The sequence below is a fragment of the Streptomyces sp. NBC_00523 genome (assembly GCF_036346615.1).
Taxonomy (GTDB): domain Bacteria; phylum Actinomycetota; class Actinomycetes; order Streptomycetales; family Streptomycetaceae; genus Streptomyces.
Genome location: NZ_CP107836.1, coordinates 1,562,887 through 1,578,521 on the forward strand (window position 1 = coordinate 1,562,887; position 15,635 = coordinate 1,578,521).

Sequence of the window (15,635 nt, forward strand, 5' to 3'; positions counted from 1 at the left end):
GCACGACTGTTCGTGGCCTGGGAACAACACAGTGGACGCGAGCAACTGAGGACAAGCCCTCGGCCTATTAGTACCAGTCAGCTCCACCCGTTACCGGGCTTCCACATCTGGCCTATCAACCCAGTCGTCTACTGGGAGCCTTAACCCTTCAAGAGGGTGGGAATACTCATCTCGAAGCAGGCTTCCCGCTTAGATGCTTTCAGCGGTTATCCTTTCCGAACGTAGCCAACCAGCCATGCCCTTGGCAGAACAACTGGCACACCAGAGGTTCGTCCGTCCCGGTCCTCTCGTACTAGGGACAGCCCTTCTCAATATTCCTACGCGCACAGCGGATAGGGACCGAACTGTCTCACGACGTTCTAAACCCAGCTCGCGTACCGCTTTAATGGGCGAACAGCCCAACCCTTGGGACCGACTCCAGCCCCAGGATGCGACGAGCCGACATCGAGGTGCCAAACCATCCCGTCGATATGGACTCTTGGGGAAGATCAGCCTGTTATCCCCGGGGTACCTTTTATCCGTTGAGCGACAGCGCTTCCACAAGCCACTGCCGGATCACTAGTCCCGACTTTCGTCCCTGCTCGACCCGTCGGTCTCACAGTCAAGCTCCCTTGTGCACTTACACTCAACACCTGATTGCCAACCAGGCTGAGGGAACCTTTGGGCGCCTCCGTTACTCTTTAGGAGGCAACCGCCCCAGTTAAACTACCCATCAGACACTGTCCCTGATCCGGATCACGGACCCAGGTTAGACATCCAGCACGACCAGAGTGGTATTTCAACGACGACTCCACAACCACTGGCGTGGCCGCTTCAAAGTCTCCCACCTATCCTACACAAGCCGAACCGAACACCAATATCAAACTATAGTAAAGGTCCCGGGGTCTTTCCGTCCTGCTGCGCGAAACGAGCATCTTTACTCGTAGTGCAATTTCACCGGGCCTATGGTTGAGACAGTCGAGAAGTCGTTACGCCATTCGTGCAGGTCGGAACTTACCCGACAAGGAATTTCGCTACCTTAGGATGGTTATAGTTACCACCGCCGTTTACTGGCGCTTAAGTTCTCAGCTTCGCCACCCCGAAGAGCAGCTAACCGGTCCCCTTAACGTTCCAGCACCGGGCAGGCGTCAGTCCGTATACATCGCCTTACGGCTTCGCACGGACCTGTGTTTTTAGTAAACAGTCGCTTCTCGCTGGTCTCTGCGGCCACCCCCAGCTCACCGAGTAAATCGGATCACCAGTGATGGCCCCCCTTCTCCCGAAGTTACGGGGGCATTTTGCCGAGTTCCTTAACCATAGTTCACCCGAACGCCTCGGTATTCTCTACCTGACCACCTGAGTCGGTTTAGGGTACGGGCCGCCATGAAACTCGCTAGAGGCTTTTCTCGACAGCATAGGATCATCCACTTCACCACAATCGGCTCGGCATCAGGTCTCAGACTTATATGCACGACGGATTTGCCTACCGTGCGTCCTACACCCTTACCCCGGGACAACCACCGCCCGGGCTGGACTACCTTCCTGCGTCACCCCATCGCTTACCTACTACAAGTCTGGTTCGTCGGCTCCACCACTACCCTCAACTCCGAAGAGATCGGGCCGGCTTCACGGACTTAGCATCGCCTGATTCAGTACTGGGCGTTTCAAAGCGGGTACCGGAATATCAACCGGTTGTCCATCGACTACGCCTGTCGGCCTCGCCTTAGGTCCCGACTTACCCTGGGCAGATCAGCTTGACCCAGGAACCCTTAGTCAATCGGCGCACACGTTTCTCACGTGTGTATCGCTACTCATGCCTGCATTCTCACTCGTGAACCGTCCACAACTCGCTTCCGCGGCTGCTTCACCCGGCACACGACGCTCCCCTACCCATCCCAACAGGCGTTAGCCCTTCATGCTGGAATGACACGACTTCGGCGGTACGCTTGAGCCCCGCTACATTGTCGGCGCGGAATCACTTGACCAGTGAGCTATTACGCACTCTTTCAAGGGTGGCTGCTTCTAAGCCAACCTCCTGGTTGTCTCTGCGACTCCACATCCTTTCCCACTTAGCGTACGCTTAGGGGCCTTAGTCGATGCTCTGGGCTGTTTCCCTCTCGACCATGGAGCTTATCCCCCACAGTCTCACTGCCGCGCTCTCACTTACCGGCATTCGGAGTTTGGCTAAGGTCAGTAACCCGGTAGGGCCCATCGCCTATCCAGTGCTCTACCTCCGGCAAGAAACACACGACGCTGCACCTAAATGCATTTCGGGGAGAACCAGCTATCACGGAGTTTGATTGGCCTTTCACCCCTAACCACAGGTCATCCCCCAGGTTTTCAACCCTGGTGGGTTCGGTCCTCCACGAAGTCTTACCTCCGCTTCAACCTGCCCATGGCTAGATCACTCCGCTTCGGGTCTAGAGCGTGCAACTCAAACGCCCTATTCGGACTCGCTTTCGCTACGGCTTCCCCACACGGGTTAACCTCGCTACACACCGCTAACTCGCAGGCTCATTCTTCAAAAGGCACGCAGTCACGACGCACCGAGCAAGCTCGATGCGCGACGCTCCCACGGCTTGTAGGCACACGGTTTCAGGTACTATTTCACTCCGCTCCCGCGGTACTTTTCACCATTCCCTCACGGTACTATCCGCTATCGGTCACCAGGGAATATTTAGGCTTAACGGGTGGTCCCGCCAGATTCACACGGGATTTCTCGGGCCCCGTGCTACTTGGGTGTCTCTCAAACGAGCCGTTGATGTTTCAGCTACGGGGGTCTTACCCTCTACGCCGGACCTTTCGCATGTCCTTCGCCTACACCAACGGTTTCTGACTCGTCTCACAGCCGGCAGACTATGAAAGAGAGATCCCACAACCCCGCATGCGCAACCCCTGCCGGGTATCACACGCATACGGTTTGGCCTCATCCAGTTTCGCTCGCCACTACTCCCGGAATCACGGTTGTTTTCTCTTCCTGAGGGTACTGAGATGTTTCACTTCCCCTCGTTCCCTCCACACTGCCTATGTGTTCAGCAGCGGGTGACAGCCCATGACGACTGCCGGGTTTCCCCATTCGGACACCCCCGGATCAAAGCTCGGTTGACAGCTCCCCGGGGCCTATCGTGGCCTCCCACGTCCTTCATCGGTTCCTGGTGCCAAGGCATCCACCGTGCGCCCTTAAAAACTTGGCCACAGATGCTCGCGTCCACTGTGCAGTTCTCAAACAACGACCAGCCACCCACCACCCCACCCTCACGGGCGAGTTCACTGGGGCCGGCAACCGAAGGACAGACTCAAACGAGCCCGTACCTTCAGATACCCAACAGCGTGCCCGACCCGACCAGTTGTTCCTACACGTTCCACGCCGAAGCAGTACTAGTGACAAACAACTTGCCGTGCCGAGTAGTCAACGTTCCACCCATGAGCTGACCACCGTCGAACATTTGCCGACGTAGTGGCTCTGGACCCCTTTGACAGGGTCTAGATGCTCCTTAGAAAGGAGGTGATCCAGCCGCACCTTCCGGTACGGCTACCTTGTTACGACTTCGTCCCAATCGCCAGTCCCACCTTCGACAGCTCCCTCCCACAAGGGGTTGGGCCACCGGCTTCGGGTGTTACCGACTTTCGTGACGTGACGGGCGGTGTGTACAAGGCCCGGGAACGTATTCACCGCAGCAATGCTGATCTGCGATTACTAGCAACTCCGACTTCATGGGGTCGAGTTGCAGACCCCAATCCGAACTGAGACCGGCTTTTTGAGATTCGCTCCGCCTCGCGGCATCGCAGCTCATTGTACCGGCCATTGTAGCACGTGTGCAGCCCAAGACATAAGGGGCATGATGACTTGACGTCGTCCCCACCTTCCTCCGAGTTGACCCCGGCAGTCTCCTGTGAGTCCCCATCACCCCGAAGGGCATGCTGGCAACACAGAACAAGGGTTGCGCTCGTTGCGGGACTTAACCCAACATCTCACGACACGAGCTGACGACAGCCATGCACCACCTGTACACCGACCACAAGGGGGGCACCATCTCTGATGCTTTCCGGTGTATGTCAAGCCTTGGTAAGGTTCTTCGCGTTGCGTCGAATTAAGCCACATGCTCCGCTGCTTGTGCGGGCCCCCGTCAATTCCTTTGAGTTTTAGCCTTGCGGCCGTACTCCCCAGGCGGGGAACTTAATGCGTTAGCTGCGGCACCGACGACGTGGAATGTCGCCAACACCTAGTTCCCAACGTTTACGGCGTGGACTACCAGGGTATCTAATCCTGTTCGCTCCCCACGCTTTCGCTCCTCAGCGTCAGTAATGGCCCAGAGATCCGCCTTCGCCACCGGTGTTCCTCCTGATATCTGCGCATTTCACCGCTACACCAGGAATTCCGATCTCCCCTACCACACTCTAGCCTGCCCGTATCGACTGCAGACCCGGGGTTAAGCCCCGGGCTTTCACAACCGACGTGACAAGCCGCCTACGAGCTCTTTACGCCCAATAATTCCGGACAACGCTTGCGCCCTACGTATTACCGCGGCTGCTGGCACGTAGTTAGCCGGCGCTTCTTCTGCAGGTACCGTCACTTTCGCTTCTTCCCTGCTGAAAGAGGTTTACAACCCGAAGGCCGTCATCCCTCACGCGGCGTCGCTGCATCAGGCTTTCGCCCATTGTGCAATATTCCCCACTGCTGCCTCCCGTAGGAGTCTGGGCCGTGTCTCAGTCCCAGTGTGGCCGGTCGCCCTCTCAGGCCGGCTACCCGTCGTCGCCTTGGTAGGCCATTACCCCACCAACTAGCTGATAGGCCGCGGGCTCATCCTTCACCGCCGGAGCTTTCAACCTTCTCCCAGGAGGAAGAAAGTATTATCCGGTATTAGACCCCGTTTCCAGGGCTTGTCCCAGAGTGAAGGGCAGATTGCCCACGTGTTACTCACCCGTTCGCCACTAATCCACCCCGAAGGGCTTCATCGTTCGACTTGCATGTGTTAAGCACGCCGCCAGCGTTCGTCCTGAGCCAGGATCAAACTCTCCGTGAATGTTTTCCCGTAATCGGGAGACACATCACGAGAGCGGAACGAACAGGGTCGGAATATGACCCGTCGTCCACTGCGTCCTCGCTGTGTTTTGCCTACCCAGTCAATGACTCGGCAGGACTTTCAAAGGAACCACCAACCTGCCGAAGCAGGCCGGGGTATCAACATATCTGGCGTTGACTTTTGGCACGCTGTTGAGTTCTCAAGGAACGGACGCTTCCTTTGTACTCACCCCTGCGGGCTTTCCTCCGGGCGCTTCCCTTCGGTCTTGCGTTTCCGACTCTATCAGACTCTTTCGTGTCCGATTCCCGGTCGAAGCGGGTCAAGCGATTTTCGCTTTCCAGTTCCTCGCTTTCGCGTTTCCCTTTCGGCGTGTCCACTACTTTAGCGGCTTCTCCCGTTTACTCATAATCGAGTCAGTGGGACCGAATTCCGGCATGCCGAAACTCGCACCCTCTGGGGTGAATCGTAGGTAGTGGTTGGCCGCTCCGGGTCTGCGTGGCTCACGATCCGATGGACCGAACCAACAGCTGTACCCGTGTCAAGCGACTCGGACAACATTAGGGGGCCCATCCGGGCGAGTCAAGTTGACCTGCGGCGGGGCACATGGGCCCGGTACGGGCTCACCGTGGGGTCGCCGTCGATCCAGAACCGCCAGGGGTGCACCGCCCCGTCCCCGCCCACCCCGGTCCGCGGTCCGTTCCGCACCTGGTCACGAGCGGGCGGGGTGCCGTGGAGCACGGAGAGCTCGGCGCCCTCGTGGGCGATGGCGTCGGTGCCGTCCAGCGCGCGGCCGATGTCCAGGGCGGTCGCGAGGCGGGCCGGGCCTTTGGCCAGTTCCTTGTCATTACGGGCCGAAACTCGACGTTTACGCGTCAGCTCGGCGCCCTCCAGGATCTCGCCGGCCCGCAGCAGCACCCCGCTGGCCCGGCCCTCGGGGCCGCACACCAGGTTCATGCAGTGCCACATGCCGTACGTGAAGTAGACGTACGCGTGGCCCGGCGGGCCGTACATCGCGTCGTTCCGCCGGGTCCGGCCCCGGAAGGCGTGCGAACCCGGGTCGATCTCGCCGGCGTACGCCTCCACCTCCGTGAGGCGCAGGGCGATCGGACCCTCCGGGGTGCTGCGGACCAGGGTGCGGCCGAGGAGGTCGGGCGCCACCTCCAGTACGGGGCGGTCGAAGAAATCCCGCGTCAGCGGCGTACGGTCCGGGCCATCGATCATGAGGTTCGAGGTTACTGGGAACCGACTACGGTCGTCGCGCGTATGTAGGGGTCAGGACCTAGGAGGAGAAAACATGGGCTTCAAGCGGCTGCTCGCGAGCATGGGTGCCGGTGGCGCCTCGGTGGAGACCGAGCTGAGCGAGGTCAACGTCGTCCCCGGCGGCGTCGTCCAGGGCGAGGTGCGTATCCAGGGCGGCTCCGTCGACCAGCAGATCGAGGGGCTCTCCGTGGGCCTGCAGGCCCGGGTCGAGGTCGAGGGCCAGGACGACCAGGAGTACAAGCAGGACGTCGAGTTCACCAAGCTGCGCGTCGGCGGCGCCTTCCAGGTCCAGGCGGGCGCGGTGCACGTGGTGCCGTTCGGCCTCGAGATCCCCTGGGAGACGCCGATCACCATGTTCGCCGGCCAGCACCTGCACGGCATGAACATCGGGGTGACGACCGAGCTGGAGATCGCGCGGGCGCTGGACTCCGGCGACCTCGACCCGATCAACGTGCACCCGCTGCCGGCCCAGGAGGCCATCCTCGACGCCTTCGGCCAGCTGGGCTTCAGCTTCCGCAGCGCCGACATGGAGCGCGGCCACATCCGCGGTACGCGGCAGCGGCTGCCGTTCTACCAGGAGATCGAGTTCCACCCGCCGCAGCAGTACCGGGGGCTGAACCAGGTGGAGCTGTCGTTCGTCGCGGACGACCGCGAGATGGACGTCATCCTGGAGATGGACAAGAAGGCGGGTCTGTTCAGCGAGGGCAGCGACTCGTACCGCGCCTTCAAGGTCGGTCTGCACAACTTCCACGAGACCGACTGGGCGGCATATCTGAACCAGTGGCTGGCGCAGGTCGGCGGTTCGCGCAACTGGCTCTAGGGTCGGAGGAGTCATCCGACAGAGCCGACCGAGAGGTGCTGACGTGACCGAGCCGAAGAGGGCGCCGCTGCCGCACGACTTCCATCCGGAGGTTCCCTCGTTCACCGTGGTGAGCGAGGACATCGCCCCGGGGGCCGTGCTCTCCGACGCACAGGTGTACGCGGCGGGGAACACCTCGCCGCACCTGCGCTGGGAGGGCTTCCCGGCGGAGACGAAGAGCTTCGCCGTGACGTGCTTCGACCCCGACGCGCCCACGGGCAGCGGGTTCTGGCACTGGGTGCTCTTCGACATCCCCGCGTCCGTCACGGAGCTGCCGGCCGGTGCGGGCGGCGCGAAGTCCGAGGGGCTGCCCGCCGGTGCCGTGCACGCGCGCAACGACTACGGGACCCAGGACTTCGGCGGGGCCGCCCCGCCGGCCGGGGAGAACCACCGCTACGTGTTCACCGTGTACGCGGTGGACACCGAGAAGCTGGGCCCCGACAGCGACGCCTCACCGGCGGTCGTCGGGTTCAACCTGCGGTTCCACACCCTGGGCCGGGCCCAGCTGGTCGCCGAATACGCGGAGCCCGCCGACAACGACTGAACACCAAAACATCCGCATCCGTTTGCCCTGCCCTGGTCTTGGAGAGATCAGGGCAGGGCATTTTTTAATGCGTTGTCCATCACGGCGTGCCGGGGCCAGAGTTGATCCGGGCCTGCCAGGGGGCGGCCGGCACACGGGAGGTGGGCGGGATGCGGGACACGCTGGTACTGAATGCGAGCTTCGAGCCGCTGTCGACGGTGACGCTCAACCGTGCGGTGGTGCTGATTCTTCAGGACAAGGCCGTTGTCGAGCAGTCCCACCCCGGCCTCCGGATGCGCGGCGCCGATGTGGACATCCCGGTGCCCCGGGTGATCAGGCTCTGCCGGTACGTACGGGTGCCGTTCCGAAGACAGGCGCCGTGGTCCAGAAGGGGCGTCCTGGTCCGGGACCAGCACCGGTGCGCGTACTGCGGGAAGCGGGCGAGCACCGTCGATCACGTGGTGCCGAGGGCCCAGGGCGGGCAGGACGCCTGGCTCAATACGGTGGCCTCCTGCGCGGAGGACAACCACCGCAAGGCGGACCGTACGCCGGAGCAGGCGGGGATGCCGCTGCTGCGCAAGCCCTTCGTGCCCTCCCCCGCGGAGGCGATGCTCCTGTCCCTGGGGGCGGGCGACCGCTCGGCACTGCCGGAGTGGCTGGCGCGGAGCGCGGCGTAGCCGCCGTACGTCCGGTGAGGTGAGCGAGGCCCGTCTCCCCGGGGGAGGCGGGCCTCGGTCGTTCAGCGCAGCAGCAGCTGGACGATGGCGACCGTGCCGACGGTGACGATGAGGGCGCGCAGCAGGGCGGGGCTGAGGCGGCGGCCGACCTTGGCGCCGATCTGGCCGCCGATGGCGGAGCCCACCGCGATCAGGACGACGGCGGTCCAGTCGAAGTCGGCGACGAAGAGGAAGAACAGCGCGGCGATGCTGTTGACGACGGCCGCGAGGACGTTCTTGACGGCGTTGAGGCGCTGGATGGTGTCGTCCACCAGCATGCCCATGAGGGAGAGGTAGATGATCCCCTGGGCGGCCGTGAAGTAGCCGCCGTAGACGCTGGCGAGGGTCAGGCCGATGTAGAGCAGCGGGCCGCCGTCGGGGTGGGCGGGTGCCCCGGTGCGAGCGCGCCGGTCCTGGACGGCCTTGCTGATGCGCGGTTGCAGGATGACCAGGACCAGGGCCAGGGCGACCAGGACCGGGACGATGGTCTCGAAGGCCGTCGAGGGCAGGGCCAGGAGCAGGGTGGCGCCGGTGAGGCCGCCGATGAGGGCGCCCACGGTGAGCTTGAGGACGCGGGAGCGCTGTCCCTCGAGCTCCTTGCGGTAGCCGATCGCGCCGCTGATGGAGCCGGGGATCAGGCCGAGCGCGTTGGAGACGGTGGCGGTGACCGGGGGCAGGCCGGTGGCGAGCAGGACGGGGAAGGTGATGAGCGTGCCGGAGCCGACGATCGTGTTGATCGTGCCGGCGCTGACCCCCGCGGCGAAGACGGCGAGCATCTCCCAGATGGACATGGCGTATCCCCCGTGCGTGATCGGTGCTTGCTGCACCGCATCATGCACGGGGGGTGTACACGTCAGTCGACCGGGGGTTCCTCGCGCCGTTCCTTGCCGGTGTTGAAGCCGGGTGCGCCGGAGCCGAGGTTGCCGAAGGCGCCGCTGAGGCCCTTGAGGGCGTCGCCGATCTCGCTGGGCACGATCCAGAGCTTGTTGGCGTCGCCCTCGGCGATCTTCGGCAGCATCTGGAGGTACTGGTACGAGAGCAGCTTCTGGTCCGGGTCGCCTGCGTGGATGGACTCGAAGACCGTACGGATGGCCTGGGCCTCGCCCTCCGCGCGCAGGGCGGCGGCCTTGGCCTCACCTTCGGCGCGCAGGATCGCGGACTGCTTCTCGCCCTCGGCGGTGAGGATCGCGGACTGCCGGGTGCCCTCGGCCTGGAGGATGGCGGCGCGCTTGTCGCGGTCGGCGCGCATCTGCTTCTCCATCGAGTCCTGGATGGAGGTGGGCGGCTCGATCGCCTTGAGTTCCACGCGGTTGACTCGGATGCCCCACTTGCCGGTGGCCTCGTCCAGGACGCCGCGCAGGGCCGCGTTGATCTCCTCGCGGGAGGTGAGGGTCCGCTCCAGGTCCATGCCGCCGATGATGTTGCGGAGGGTGGTGACGGTGAGCTGCTCGATGGCCTGGATGTAGCTGGCGACCTCGTACGTCGCCGCCCGGGCGTCGGTCACCTGGTAGTAGATGACGGTGTCGATGTTGACGACCAGGTTGTCCTGGGTGATGACGGGCTGCGGCGGGAAGGGCACGACCTGCTCGCGCAGGTCGATCCGGTTGCGGATCGAGTCGATGAACGGGACGACGATGTTCAGGCCCGCGTTGAGCGTGCGGGTGTACCGGCCGAAGCGTTCCACGATGGCGGCGCTGGCCTGCGGGATGACCTGGATCGTCTTGATCAGGGCGATGAAGACGAGCACCACCAGAATGATCAGGACGATGATGATCGGTTGCATCGTTTCCTCGTGCCCTTCGGTTGATGATCGTCATCGAGTCTGACAGAACGCGCCTGGGTGTGGGGGCAGTTCGGTCACATGACGACGGCCGTCGCCCCGTCGATGTCCACGACGTCGACCTGTTGGCCGGGGTCGTAGCTGAATCCTGGTTCGAGGGCGCGCGCCGACCAGACCTCGCCTGCCAGCTTGATGCGGCCGCCCTCGCCGTCCACCCGTTCCAGGACGACGGCCTGACGGCCCTTCAGGGCATCGATGCCGGTGGCGTGCACGGGTGCCCGGTCCGCGCGCTGCCGCCCGGCGATCACGCGCACCACGGCCGTCAGCGCCACCGAGACGATGACGAAGACCAGGACCTGGGCGACGATTCCGCCGCCGAGGGCCGCGACGACCGCGGCGGCGACGGCCCCCACGGCGAACATGCCGAACTCGGGCATCGCGGTCAGGACGAGCGGAATGCCCAGTCCCACCGCGCCGATCAGCCACCACACCCACGCGTCGATGTCCACGTGACCATCGTAGGACCGCGCGCACCCCAAGGACAGGGCGCGACCGGGCAGGACGCCTGCTACGGGGCGGACTTGAGGGGCGTTTCGTCGTGACGCGCCTGGATGCGGGCGATCACGCGCTCCCGTCCCAGGTTCCTGGCCTCGCGGAGCTTGGCCTCGGCCAGGAGCACGGGAACCCAGAGCAGCCAGCCCCACAGGCTGAAGTCCAGCACCCCGCTCAGCACCAGTGCCTTGTTCAGGCCGAACGACGCCGCGAACGTCAACACGTACGCGGCGACCCGGTGCGCGAGGAGCAGGCGCAGGGGGGCGTTCCGGGCGCCCTGGAGCAGCTCGACCGCCGCGGCGGTTTCGGCTGCCCGCAGGTCTTCGCCGGTGTCCCCGGCGGACTCGCCCCGGGCGGCCCGCCGCAGCGCGTCGGTGACGAGCACGCTCTGCTCCGCCACAGCCGTCTGCTCGGCCTGCCCGCGAGCGGCGGCCATGTACAGGTCGTCCCAATACCCGCGGCCGGCCCAGCCCGTCGCGTCGTCGACCCGTTCGCGCTCGGGTGACCCGGGCGGGGCCAGCTCCTCGATTCTTTCCCGCAGAACCGCCGCACGGCGCGCCCGTCCCGGGAAGTCGAAGCTGTCCGAGCGGAGGCACAGCTCCAGATACGACACCATGAGCCCGAGGTCGTCCTCCGCCAGGGCGAGGCCCTTGCGATAGGCCGTCTCGGCCTCACGGTCGTGGTCGTCGTCGTCTTCCGCGGCGTGCGCCTGTCCGAGCCAGCGGTAGAGAGCCGGATCGGGTCCGCACTCGTCGAGCCCCGCTTCCGCGGCCTTCCTCACGGCCGCGTGGCCACCCACCGCGAAGAGCTCCGAGCAACGCGCCACGTACTGCTGCTGTTCCATACCCCACCCCAGGCGTACGAGCCGTCAACCTCTGATGTACTCGGCGCCGCTCTAGCCGAGCGGCAGTCCGCGGGCGGTGTAGCGCTCGCCCTGGTGCTCGACCACGAGGGGCAGGCCGAAGCAGAGGGAGAGGTTGCGGGAGGTGAGCTCGGTCTCCATGGGGCCGGCGGCGAGCACCTTGCCCTGGCGGATCATGAGGACGTGGGTGAAGCCGGGGGCGATCTCCTCGACGTGGTGGGTCACCATGATCATGGAGGGCGCGTACGGGTCGCGGGCCAGCCGGCCGAGGCGGCGGACCAGGTCCTCGCGGCCGCCGAGGTCGAGACCGGCGGCGGGCTCGTCCAGGAGGAGCAGTTCGGGGTCGGTCATCATGGCGCGGGCGATCAGGGTGCGCTTGCGCTCGCCCTCGGAGAGGGTGCCGAACTTGCGGTCGAGGTACTCGGTCATGCCGAGCCGGTCGAGGAAGGCGCGGGCGCGGTCCTCGTCCACCTTGTCGTAGTTCTCGTTCCAGGTGGCGGTCATGCCGTAGGCGGCGGTGAGCACCGTCTGGAGGACCGTCTGGCGGCGGGGCAGCTTCTCGGCCAGGGCGACGCCCGCGATGCCGATGCGGGGGCGCAGGTCGAAGACGTCGGTACCGACGCCGCCGAGGCGCTCGCCGAGGACGCTGACGGTGCCCTTGGTAGGGAAGAGGTAGCTGGACGCGATGTTGAGCAGGGTGGTCTTGCCGGCGCCGTTGGGGCCGAGGATGACCCAGCGCTCACCCTCCTTGACCGACCAGGAGACGTCGTCCACCAGAGCGCGTCCGTCGCGGACCACGGATACGTCCACCAGCTCCAGTACATCGCTCATGAGCGCGTTGTCTCCCCATGCAGTGTCGAGATCGTCGCGTGCCTGTGGGCACAGCTCCCAGGGAAAACCTACGCCACCGCGTGAGTACCGGCGGCGCTGGGCCCGCCGTCGCGGACCCGGCCGTGCCCCGCAAGACACCCCCTAGGCTGTCCGCATGCTTTCGGAACCACGTTCAGGGCTGCTGGCCGCCTGGGGGAACGCGTTGCTGGCGGGGCTCGTGTCCCCGGACGACGCGGCGCTCGCCATCGTCGGGGAGGACGCGGTGCACCGCGTCGAGGGGCTGCCGGGTGAGGCCGGTCCGGTCGGGCTGACGTTCGCCCTGGGGCGGCTGCGGGCGCTGGGGGTGAGCGGCTTCCGGGTCGCGCTGCCGGTGCCGGGGCATCCGCTGGGGCTGAGCGGTCCGGCCGATTTCAACGCCCGGGCCCTGGAGGCGGAGGAGGCCGTGGTGACCCACGGCGCCCCGTACGGGCTGGTGCCCGAGGTGCGCGAGGCGGGCCCGGCCGGCGATGTGCACGTGGACGTGGTGTGGCACTGCCTGGCGGTACGGGAGGCTCCGCCGGCCGACGTGCCCTCGCTGGGCGAGGCGGAACGGGAGCTGGCCGAGGCGCTGCGGGACGCGACGGCGCTGCTGACCCGGCTGGACGTGGCCGGTTCGGGGCCGGTGGCCGAGGCGGCGGTGGACGCGTACCGGGCGCGGGCGGAGCGGGGGCGCGAGGTGCTGGCCCCGGGCTATCCACCGCGGGCGGTGCGTGTCCTTGAGCTGGCCCAGCGGGTCGGGCTGCTGATCTCGGTGGCGTACGAGAACGGGCACGGCGGCGCGGTGAGCGCGTCGGAGATGGCGGCACGGGGCGAGGCGCTGCGGCCGGTGGAACGGGTGGCCCGGCGGGCGCAGGTGGCGGCGTACAACGCGTATGTGGAGGAGCGCGCGCGGTAGGGGCGCGAGCGCCCCGGGTCGGCGGGAGCGCGTGCGGGCCGGGGCCGCGGGGGTGGCGGCTGGGGCCCCGGGCCCTGCGGGCCGGGCCCGGCCCGCGGTCGTGGTGGCCGGGGCCGGCCCGGCTCCCCTCAGCCCGCCGCTCCGTGGCGGACCGCCCAGAGTGCCGCCTGGGTGCGGTCGGCCAGGTCGAGCTTCATGAGGATGTTCGAGACGTGGGTCTTGACCGTCTTCTCGGAGAGGACCAGGGCCCGCGCGATCTCGCGGTTGGACCGGCCGTCGGCGATCAGGCCGAGCACTTCCCGCTCGCGTTCGGTGAGGGTGCTCCCCCGGCCGGTGCCCGCGCCCGGCTCGTCCTGGGCGAGCAGCGCCCCGGCCACCTCGGGCTGGAGCAGGACGTGCCCGGCGTGCACGGAGCGGATGGCGCCGGCCAGGGCGTCCGGGTCGACGTCCTTGTATACGTAGCCGGAGGCGCCCGCGCGCAGGGCGGGGACGACCGTGCGCTGCTCGGTGAAGCTGGTGACGATCAGCACCTTGGCCGGGTTCTCCAGCTCGCGGAGGCGGCGCAGCGCCTCGATGCCGTCGGTGCCGGGCATCTTGATGTCCATCAGTACGACGTCGGGCCGCAGCTCCTCCGTCCTGGCCACGCCCTCGGCGCCGTCGGCCGCCTCGCCGACGACCTCGATGTCGTCCTGGATCTCCAGGAACGTGCGCAGGCCGCGGCGGACGACCTGGTGGTCGTCGACGAGCAGCACCCTGATGATCCTGTCAGCCACCGGGGGTCTCCATCTCGATCGTGGTGCCCTTGCCGGGCGCGGATTCAACGGTGAGGCGGCCGCCGACGCCGCTCGCCCGGTCCCGCATGGAGACCAGGCCCAGGTGGCGCCCGGCCCGGCGGGTGGCGGCGGGTTCGAAGCCCCGGCCGTCGTCGGTGATCCGCAGCAGCGTGGCACCGTCGTGGCGGGCGAGGGTGACGTCGACGTGGGCCGCGTCGGCGTGGCGCAGGGCGTTGTGCAGGGCCTCCTGGGTGACCCGGAGCAGCGCTTCCTCCTGGGCGGCGGGCAGGGCCCGGACGCCGGTGGCGGTGAAGGTGACCCGGGCGGTGTGGGCCCGGTCGAGGACCTGGACCTGGGTGCGGAGGGTGGCGACGAGGCCGTCCTCATCCAGGGCGGCCGGGCGGAGCTCCACGACGGCGGCGCGCAGTTCGTCCACGGCCTCGGCGGCGAGGGCGGCGACCTGCTGGAGCTCGCCCTTGGCGCGGGCCGGGTCGCGGTCGACCAGGGCGGCGGCGGCCTGGGCGGTGAGCCGCAGCGAGAAGAGCTTCTGGCTGACCGCGTCGTGCAGCTCGTGGGCGAGGCGGGAGCGCTCCTCGGCGATGGTGAGCTCGCGGCTGCGTTCGTAGAGGCGGGCGTTCGTCAGGGCGATGGCCGCGTGCTGGGCGAGGATCGAGAGCAGTTCCTCGTCCTCGGCGTTGAAGCCGCAGACGCCCTCGGGCTTGGGGCACCTCTTGTTGGCGAGGAAGAGGGCGCCGATGGTCTCGTCGCCGTCCCGGATGGGCAGGCCGAGAAAGTCGGACATGTCGGGGTGGGCGCTGGGCCAGCCCCCGAAGCGGGGGTCCTTGCGGACGTCGGCGAGGCGCTCGGTCTTCGCGCCGTGGAGCATCGCGGCGAGGATGCCGTGCTGCCGGGGCAGCGGGCCGATGGCCTTCCACTGTTCGTCGCTGACGCCGTCCACGACGAACTGGGCGAAGCCGCCGTCGTCGTCGGGGACCCCGAGTGCGGCGTATTCGGCGTCCAGGAGTTCGCGGGCCGAGGCGACGATCGTCTTCAGGACGTCCCGCACCTCCAGGTGGCGGCTCATGGCGAGCAGCGCGGCACTGACGGCGGCGAGGCCGGAGGGCGGTCGGTGGCTCATGCGCCTCACCGTACCGGCGGCCTGTGCGCCCCGTATCGGACCGGAGGCGGCCGGGGACCGGGGCGGAAGGACTAGGACCTGCGGCCGGTACGCCGTGCGCGGGGGCGGAAACGACTGCCCGAACCCCCTCCGGAACGTCGCATTCCGAATTGCTTCAGCAACACAAGGTGATGCTGTTACTCGCCTGATGTGAGGCCGGGCATAGGGCCCACGTCACTTACGAAGCTGCCTAGTGGACCGAAAAGGGCGATTTGGACGGTGATGACCTGGGAGCGAACCCGGCAAACCGCCCACCATTCCACTACCCGGCTTCGTACGTCACACCTTTGCCACGGCATTTTGCCGCCGCTAAGAATTGAGCTCGTCCCCGACGGAGATGCGCAGTCGCTCCCGTCTTCGTCCTC

Annotated in this window: 12 protein-coding genes and 2 rRNA genes; 4 read left to right on the forward strand and 10 right to left on the reverse strand. The window is 66.3% G+C overall.

All coding sequences use genetic code 11. From position 1 onward, the window contains the following. Positions 1 to 47 precede the first annotated feature (47 nt). From OHS17_RS07020 to OHS17_RS07030, 3 genes are all read right to left on the reverse strand, one after another. A 23S ribosomal RNA gene (locus OHS17_RS07020) occupies positions 48 to 3,173 on the reverse strand. A gap of 304 nt (positions 3,174 to 3,477) precedes the next feature. Further along, positions 3,478 to 5,003 (reverse strand): 16S ribosomal RNA (locus OHS17_RS07025). Together the 16S and 23S rRNA genes form the textbook arrangement of a ribosomal RNA operon. Positions 5,004 to 5,582: 579 nt before the next feature. After that, positions 5,583 to 6,224: a DNA-3-methyladenine glycosylase gene (locus tag OHS17_RS07030; protein ID WP_330311471.1), complete on the reverse strand. Its 642-nt coding sequence runs from the start codon at positions 6,222 to 6,224 to the stop codon at positions 5,583 to 5,585. A 73-nt stretch (positions 6,225 to 6,297) separates the two neighbouring features. Here OHS17_RS07030 and OHS17_RS07035 point away from each other — a divergent pair, with 73 nt between their 5' ends. From OHS17_RS07035 to OHS17_RS07045, 3 genes are all read left to right on the forward strand, one after another. After that, on the forward strand, positions 6,298 to 7,083 hold the full coding sequence (locus OHS17_RS07035) for a sporulation protein (RefSeq protein WP_164629738.1): 786 nt from the start codon (positions 6,298 to 6,300) through the stop codon (positions 7,081 to 7,083). A 43-nt stretch (positions 7,084 to 7,126) separates the two neighbouring features. After that, entirely contained in the window at positions 7,127 to 7,666 is a 540-nt protein-coding gene (locus OHS17_RS07040) for a YbhB/YbcL family Raf kinase inhibitor-like protein (RefSeq protein WP_330311472.1), read from the forward strand. 149 nt (positions 7,667 to 7,815) lie between these two features. Next, positions 7,816 to 8,322, forward strand: coding sequence for an HNH endonuclease (locus OHS17_RS07045; RefSeq protein WP_330311473.1), 507 nt, complete (start codon positions 7,816 to 7,818; stop codon positions 8,320 to 8,322). 62 nt (positions 8,323 to 8,384) lie between these two features. Here OHS17_RS07045 and OHS17_RS07050 read toward each other — a convergent pair whose 3' ends face one another. From OHS17_RS07050 to OHS17_RS07070, 5 genes are all read right to left on the reverse strand, one after another. Further along, on the reverse strand, positions 8,385 to 9,152 hold the full coding sequence (locus OHS17_RS07050) for a sulfite exporter TauE/SafE family protein (protein ID WP_330311474.1): 768 nt from the start codon (positions 9,150 to 9,152) through the stop codon (positions 8,385 to 8,387). A gap of 62 nt (positions 9,153 to 9,214) precedes the next feature. After that, the gene (locus OHS17_RS07055) at positions 9,215 to 10,144 is read right to left on the reverse strand and encodes an SPFH domain-containing protein (RefSeq protein WP_018104741.1); all 930 of its coding nucleotides are present in this window, start codon (positions 10,142 to 10,144) and stop codon (positions 9,215 to 9,217) included. Between the two features lie 74 nt (positions 10,145 to 10,218). Then, positions 10,219 to 10,650 (reverse strand): NfeD family protein, encoded by a 432-nt coding sequence (locus OHS17_RS07060; RefSeq protein ID WP_018104740.1) that lies wholly within the window; start codon positions 10,648 to 10,650, stop codon positions 10,219 to 10,221. 59 nt (positions 10,651 to 10,709) lie between these two features. Further along, complete coding sequence (locus OHS17_RS07065) at positions 10,710 to 11,537, reverse strand: hypothetical protein (protein WP_330311475.1); 828 nt, start codon at positions 11,535 to 11,537, stop codon at positions 10,710 to 10,712. 51 nt (positions 11,538 to 11,588) lie between these two features. Further along, positions 11,589 to 12,386, reverse strand: coding sequence for an ABC transporter ATP-binding protein (locus OHS17_RS07070; protein ID WP_018104738.1), 798 nt, complete (start codon positions 12,384 to 12,386; stop codon positions 11,589 to 11,591). Between the two features lie 154 nt (positions 12,387 to 12,540). Between OHS17_RS07070 and OHS17_RS07075 the strand changes: the two genes are divergently transcribed. Beyond that, positions 12,541 to 13,320, forward strand: a complete 780-nt coding sequence (locus OHS17_RS07075; RefSeq protein ID WP_330311476.1) for a hypothetical protein — start codon at positions 12,541 to 12,543, stop codon at positions 13,318 to 13,320. A 128-nt stretch (positions 13,321 to 13,448) separates the two neighbouring features. Here OHS17_RS07075 and OHS17_RS07080 read toward each other — a convergent pair whose 3' ends face one another. Both OHS17_RS07080 and OHS17_RS07085 read right to left on the reverse strand, forming a co-directional pair. After that, positions 13,449 to 14,093 (reverse strand): response regulator, encoded by a 645-nt coding sequence (locus tag OHS17_RS07080; RefSeq protein ID WP_018104736.1) that lies wholly within the window; start codon positions 14,091 to 14,093, stop codon positions 13,449 to 13,451. Next, entirely contained in the window at positions 14,086 to 15,231 is a 1,146-nt protein-coding gene (locus OHS17_RS07085; RefSeq protein WP_330311477.1) for a GAF domain-containing sensor histidine kinase, read from the reverse strand. Before OHS17_RS07085 ends, OHS17_RS07080 begins: the two co-directional genes overlap by 8 nt. Between the last annotated feature and the right edge of the window lie 404 nt (positions 15,232 to 15,635).

Coding starts and splice junctions, on each gene's coding strand:
- OHS17_RS07070 (WP_018104738.1), bottom strand. CDS start 12,386: ATGAGCGATGTACTGGAGCTGGTGGACGTATCCGTGGTCCGCGACGGA.
- OHS17_RS07050 (WP_330311474.1), bottom strand. CDS start 9,152: ATGTCCATCTGGGAGATGCTCGCCGTCTTCGCCGCGGGGGTCAGCGCC.
- OHS17_RS07035 (WP_164629738.1), top strand. CDS start 6,298: ATGGGCTTCAAGCGGCTGCTCGCGAGCATGGGTGCCGGTGGCGCCTCG.
- OHS17_RS07045 (WP_330311473.1), top strand. CDS start 7,816: ATGCGGGACACGCTGGTACTGAATGCGAGCTTCGAGCCGCTGTCGACG.
- OHS17_RS07030 (WP_330311471.1), bottom strand. CDS start 6,224: ATGATCGATGGCCCGGACCGTACGCCGCTGACGCGGGATTTCTTCGAC.
- OHS17_RS07055 (WP_018104741.1), bottom strand. CDS start 10,144: ATGCAACCGATCATCATCGTCCTGATCATTCTGGTGGTGCTCGTCTTC.
- OHS17_RS07075 (WP_330311476.1), top strand. CDS start 12,541: ATGCTTTCGGAACCACGTTCAGGGCTGCTGGCCGCCTGGGGGAACGCG.
- OHS17_RS07085 (WP_330311477.1), bottom strand. CDS start 15,231: ATGAGCCACCGACCGCCCTCCGGCCTCGCCGCCGTCAGTGCCGCGCTG.
- OHS17_RS07065 (WP_330311475.1), bottom strand. CDS start 11,537: ATGGAACAGCAGCAGTACGTGGCGCGTTGCTCGGAGCTCTTCGCGGTG.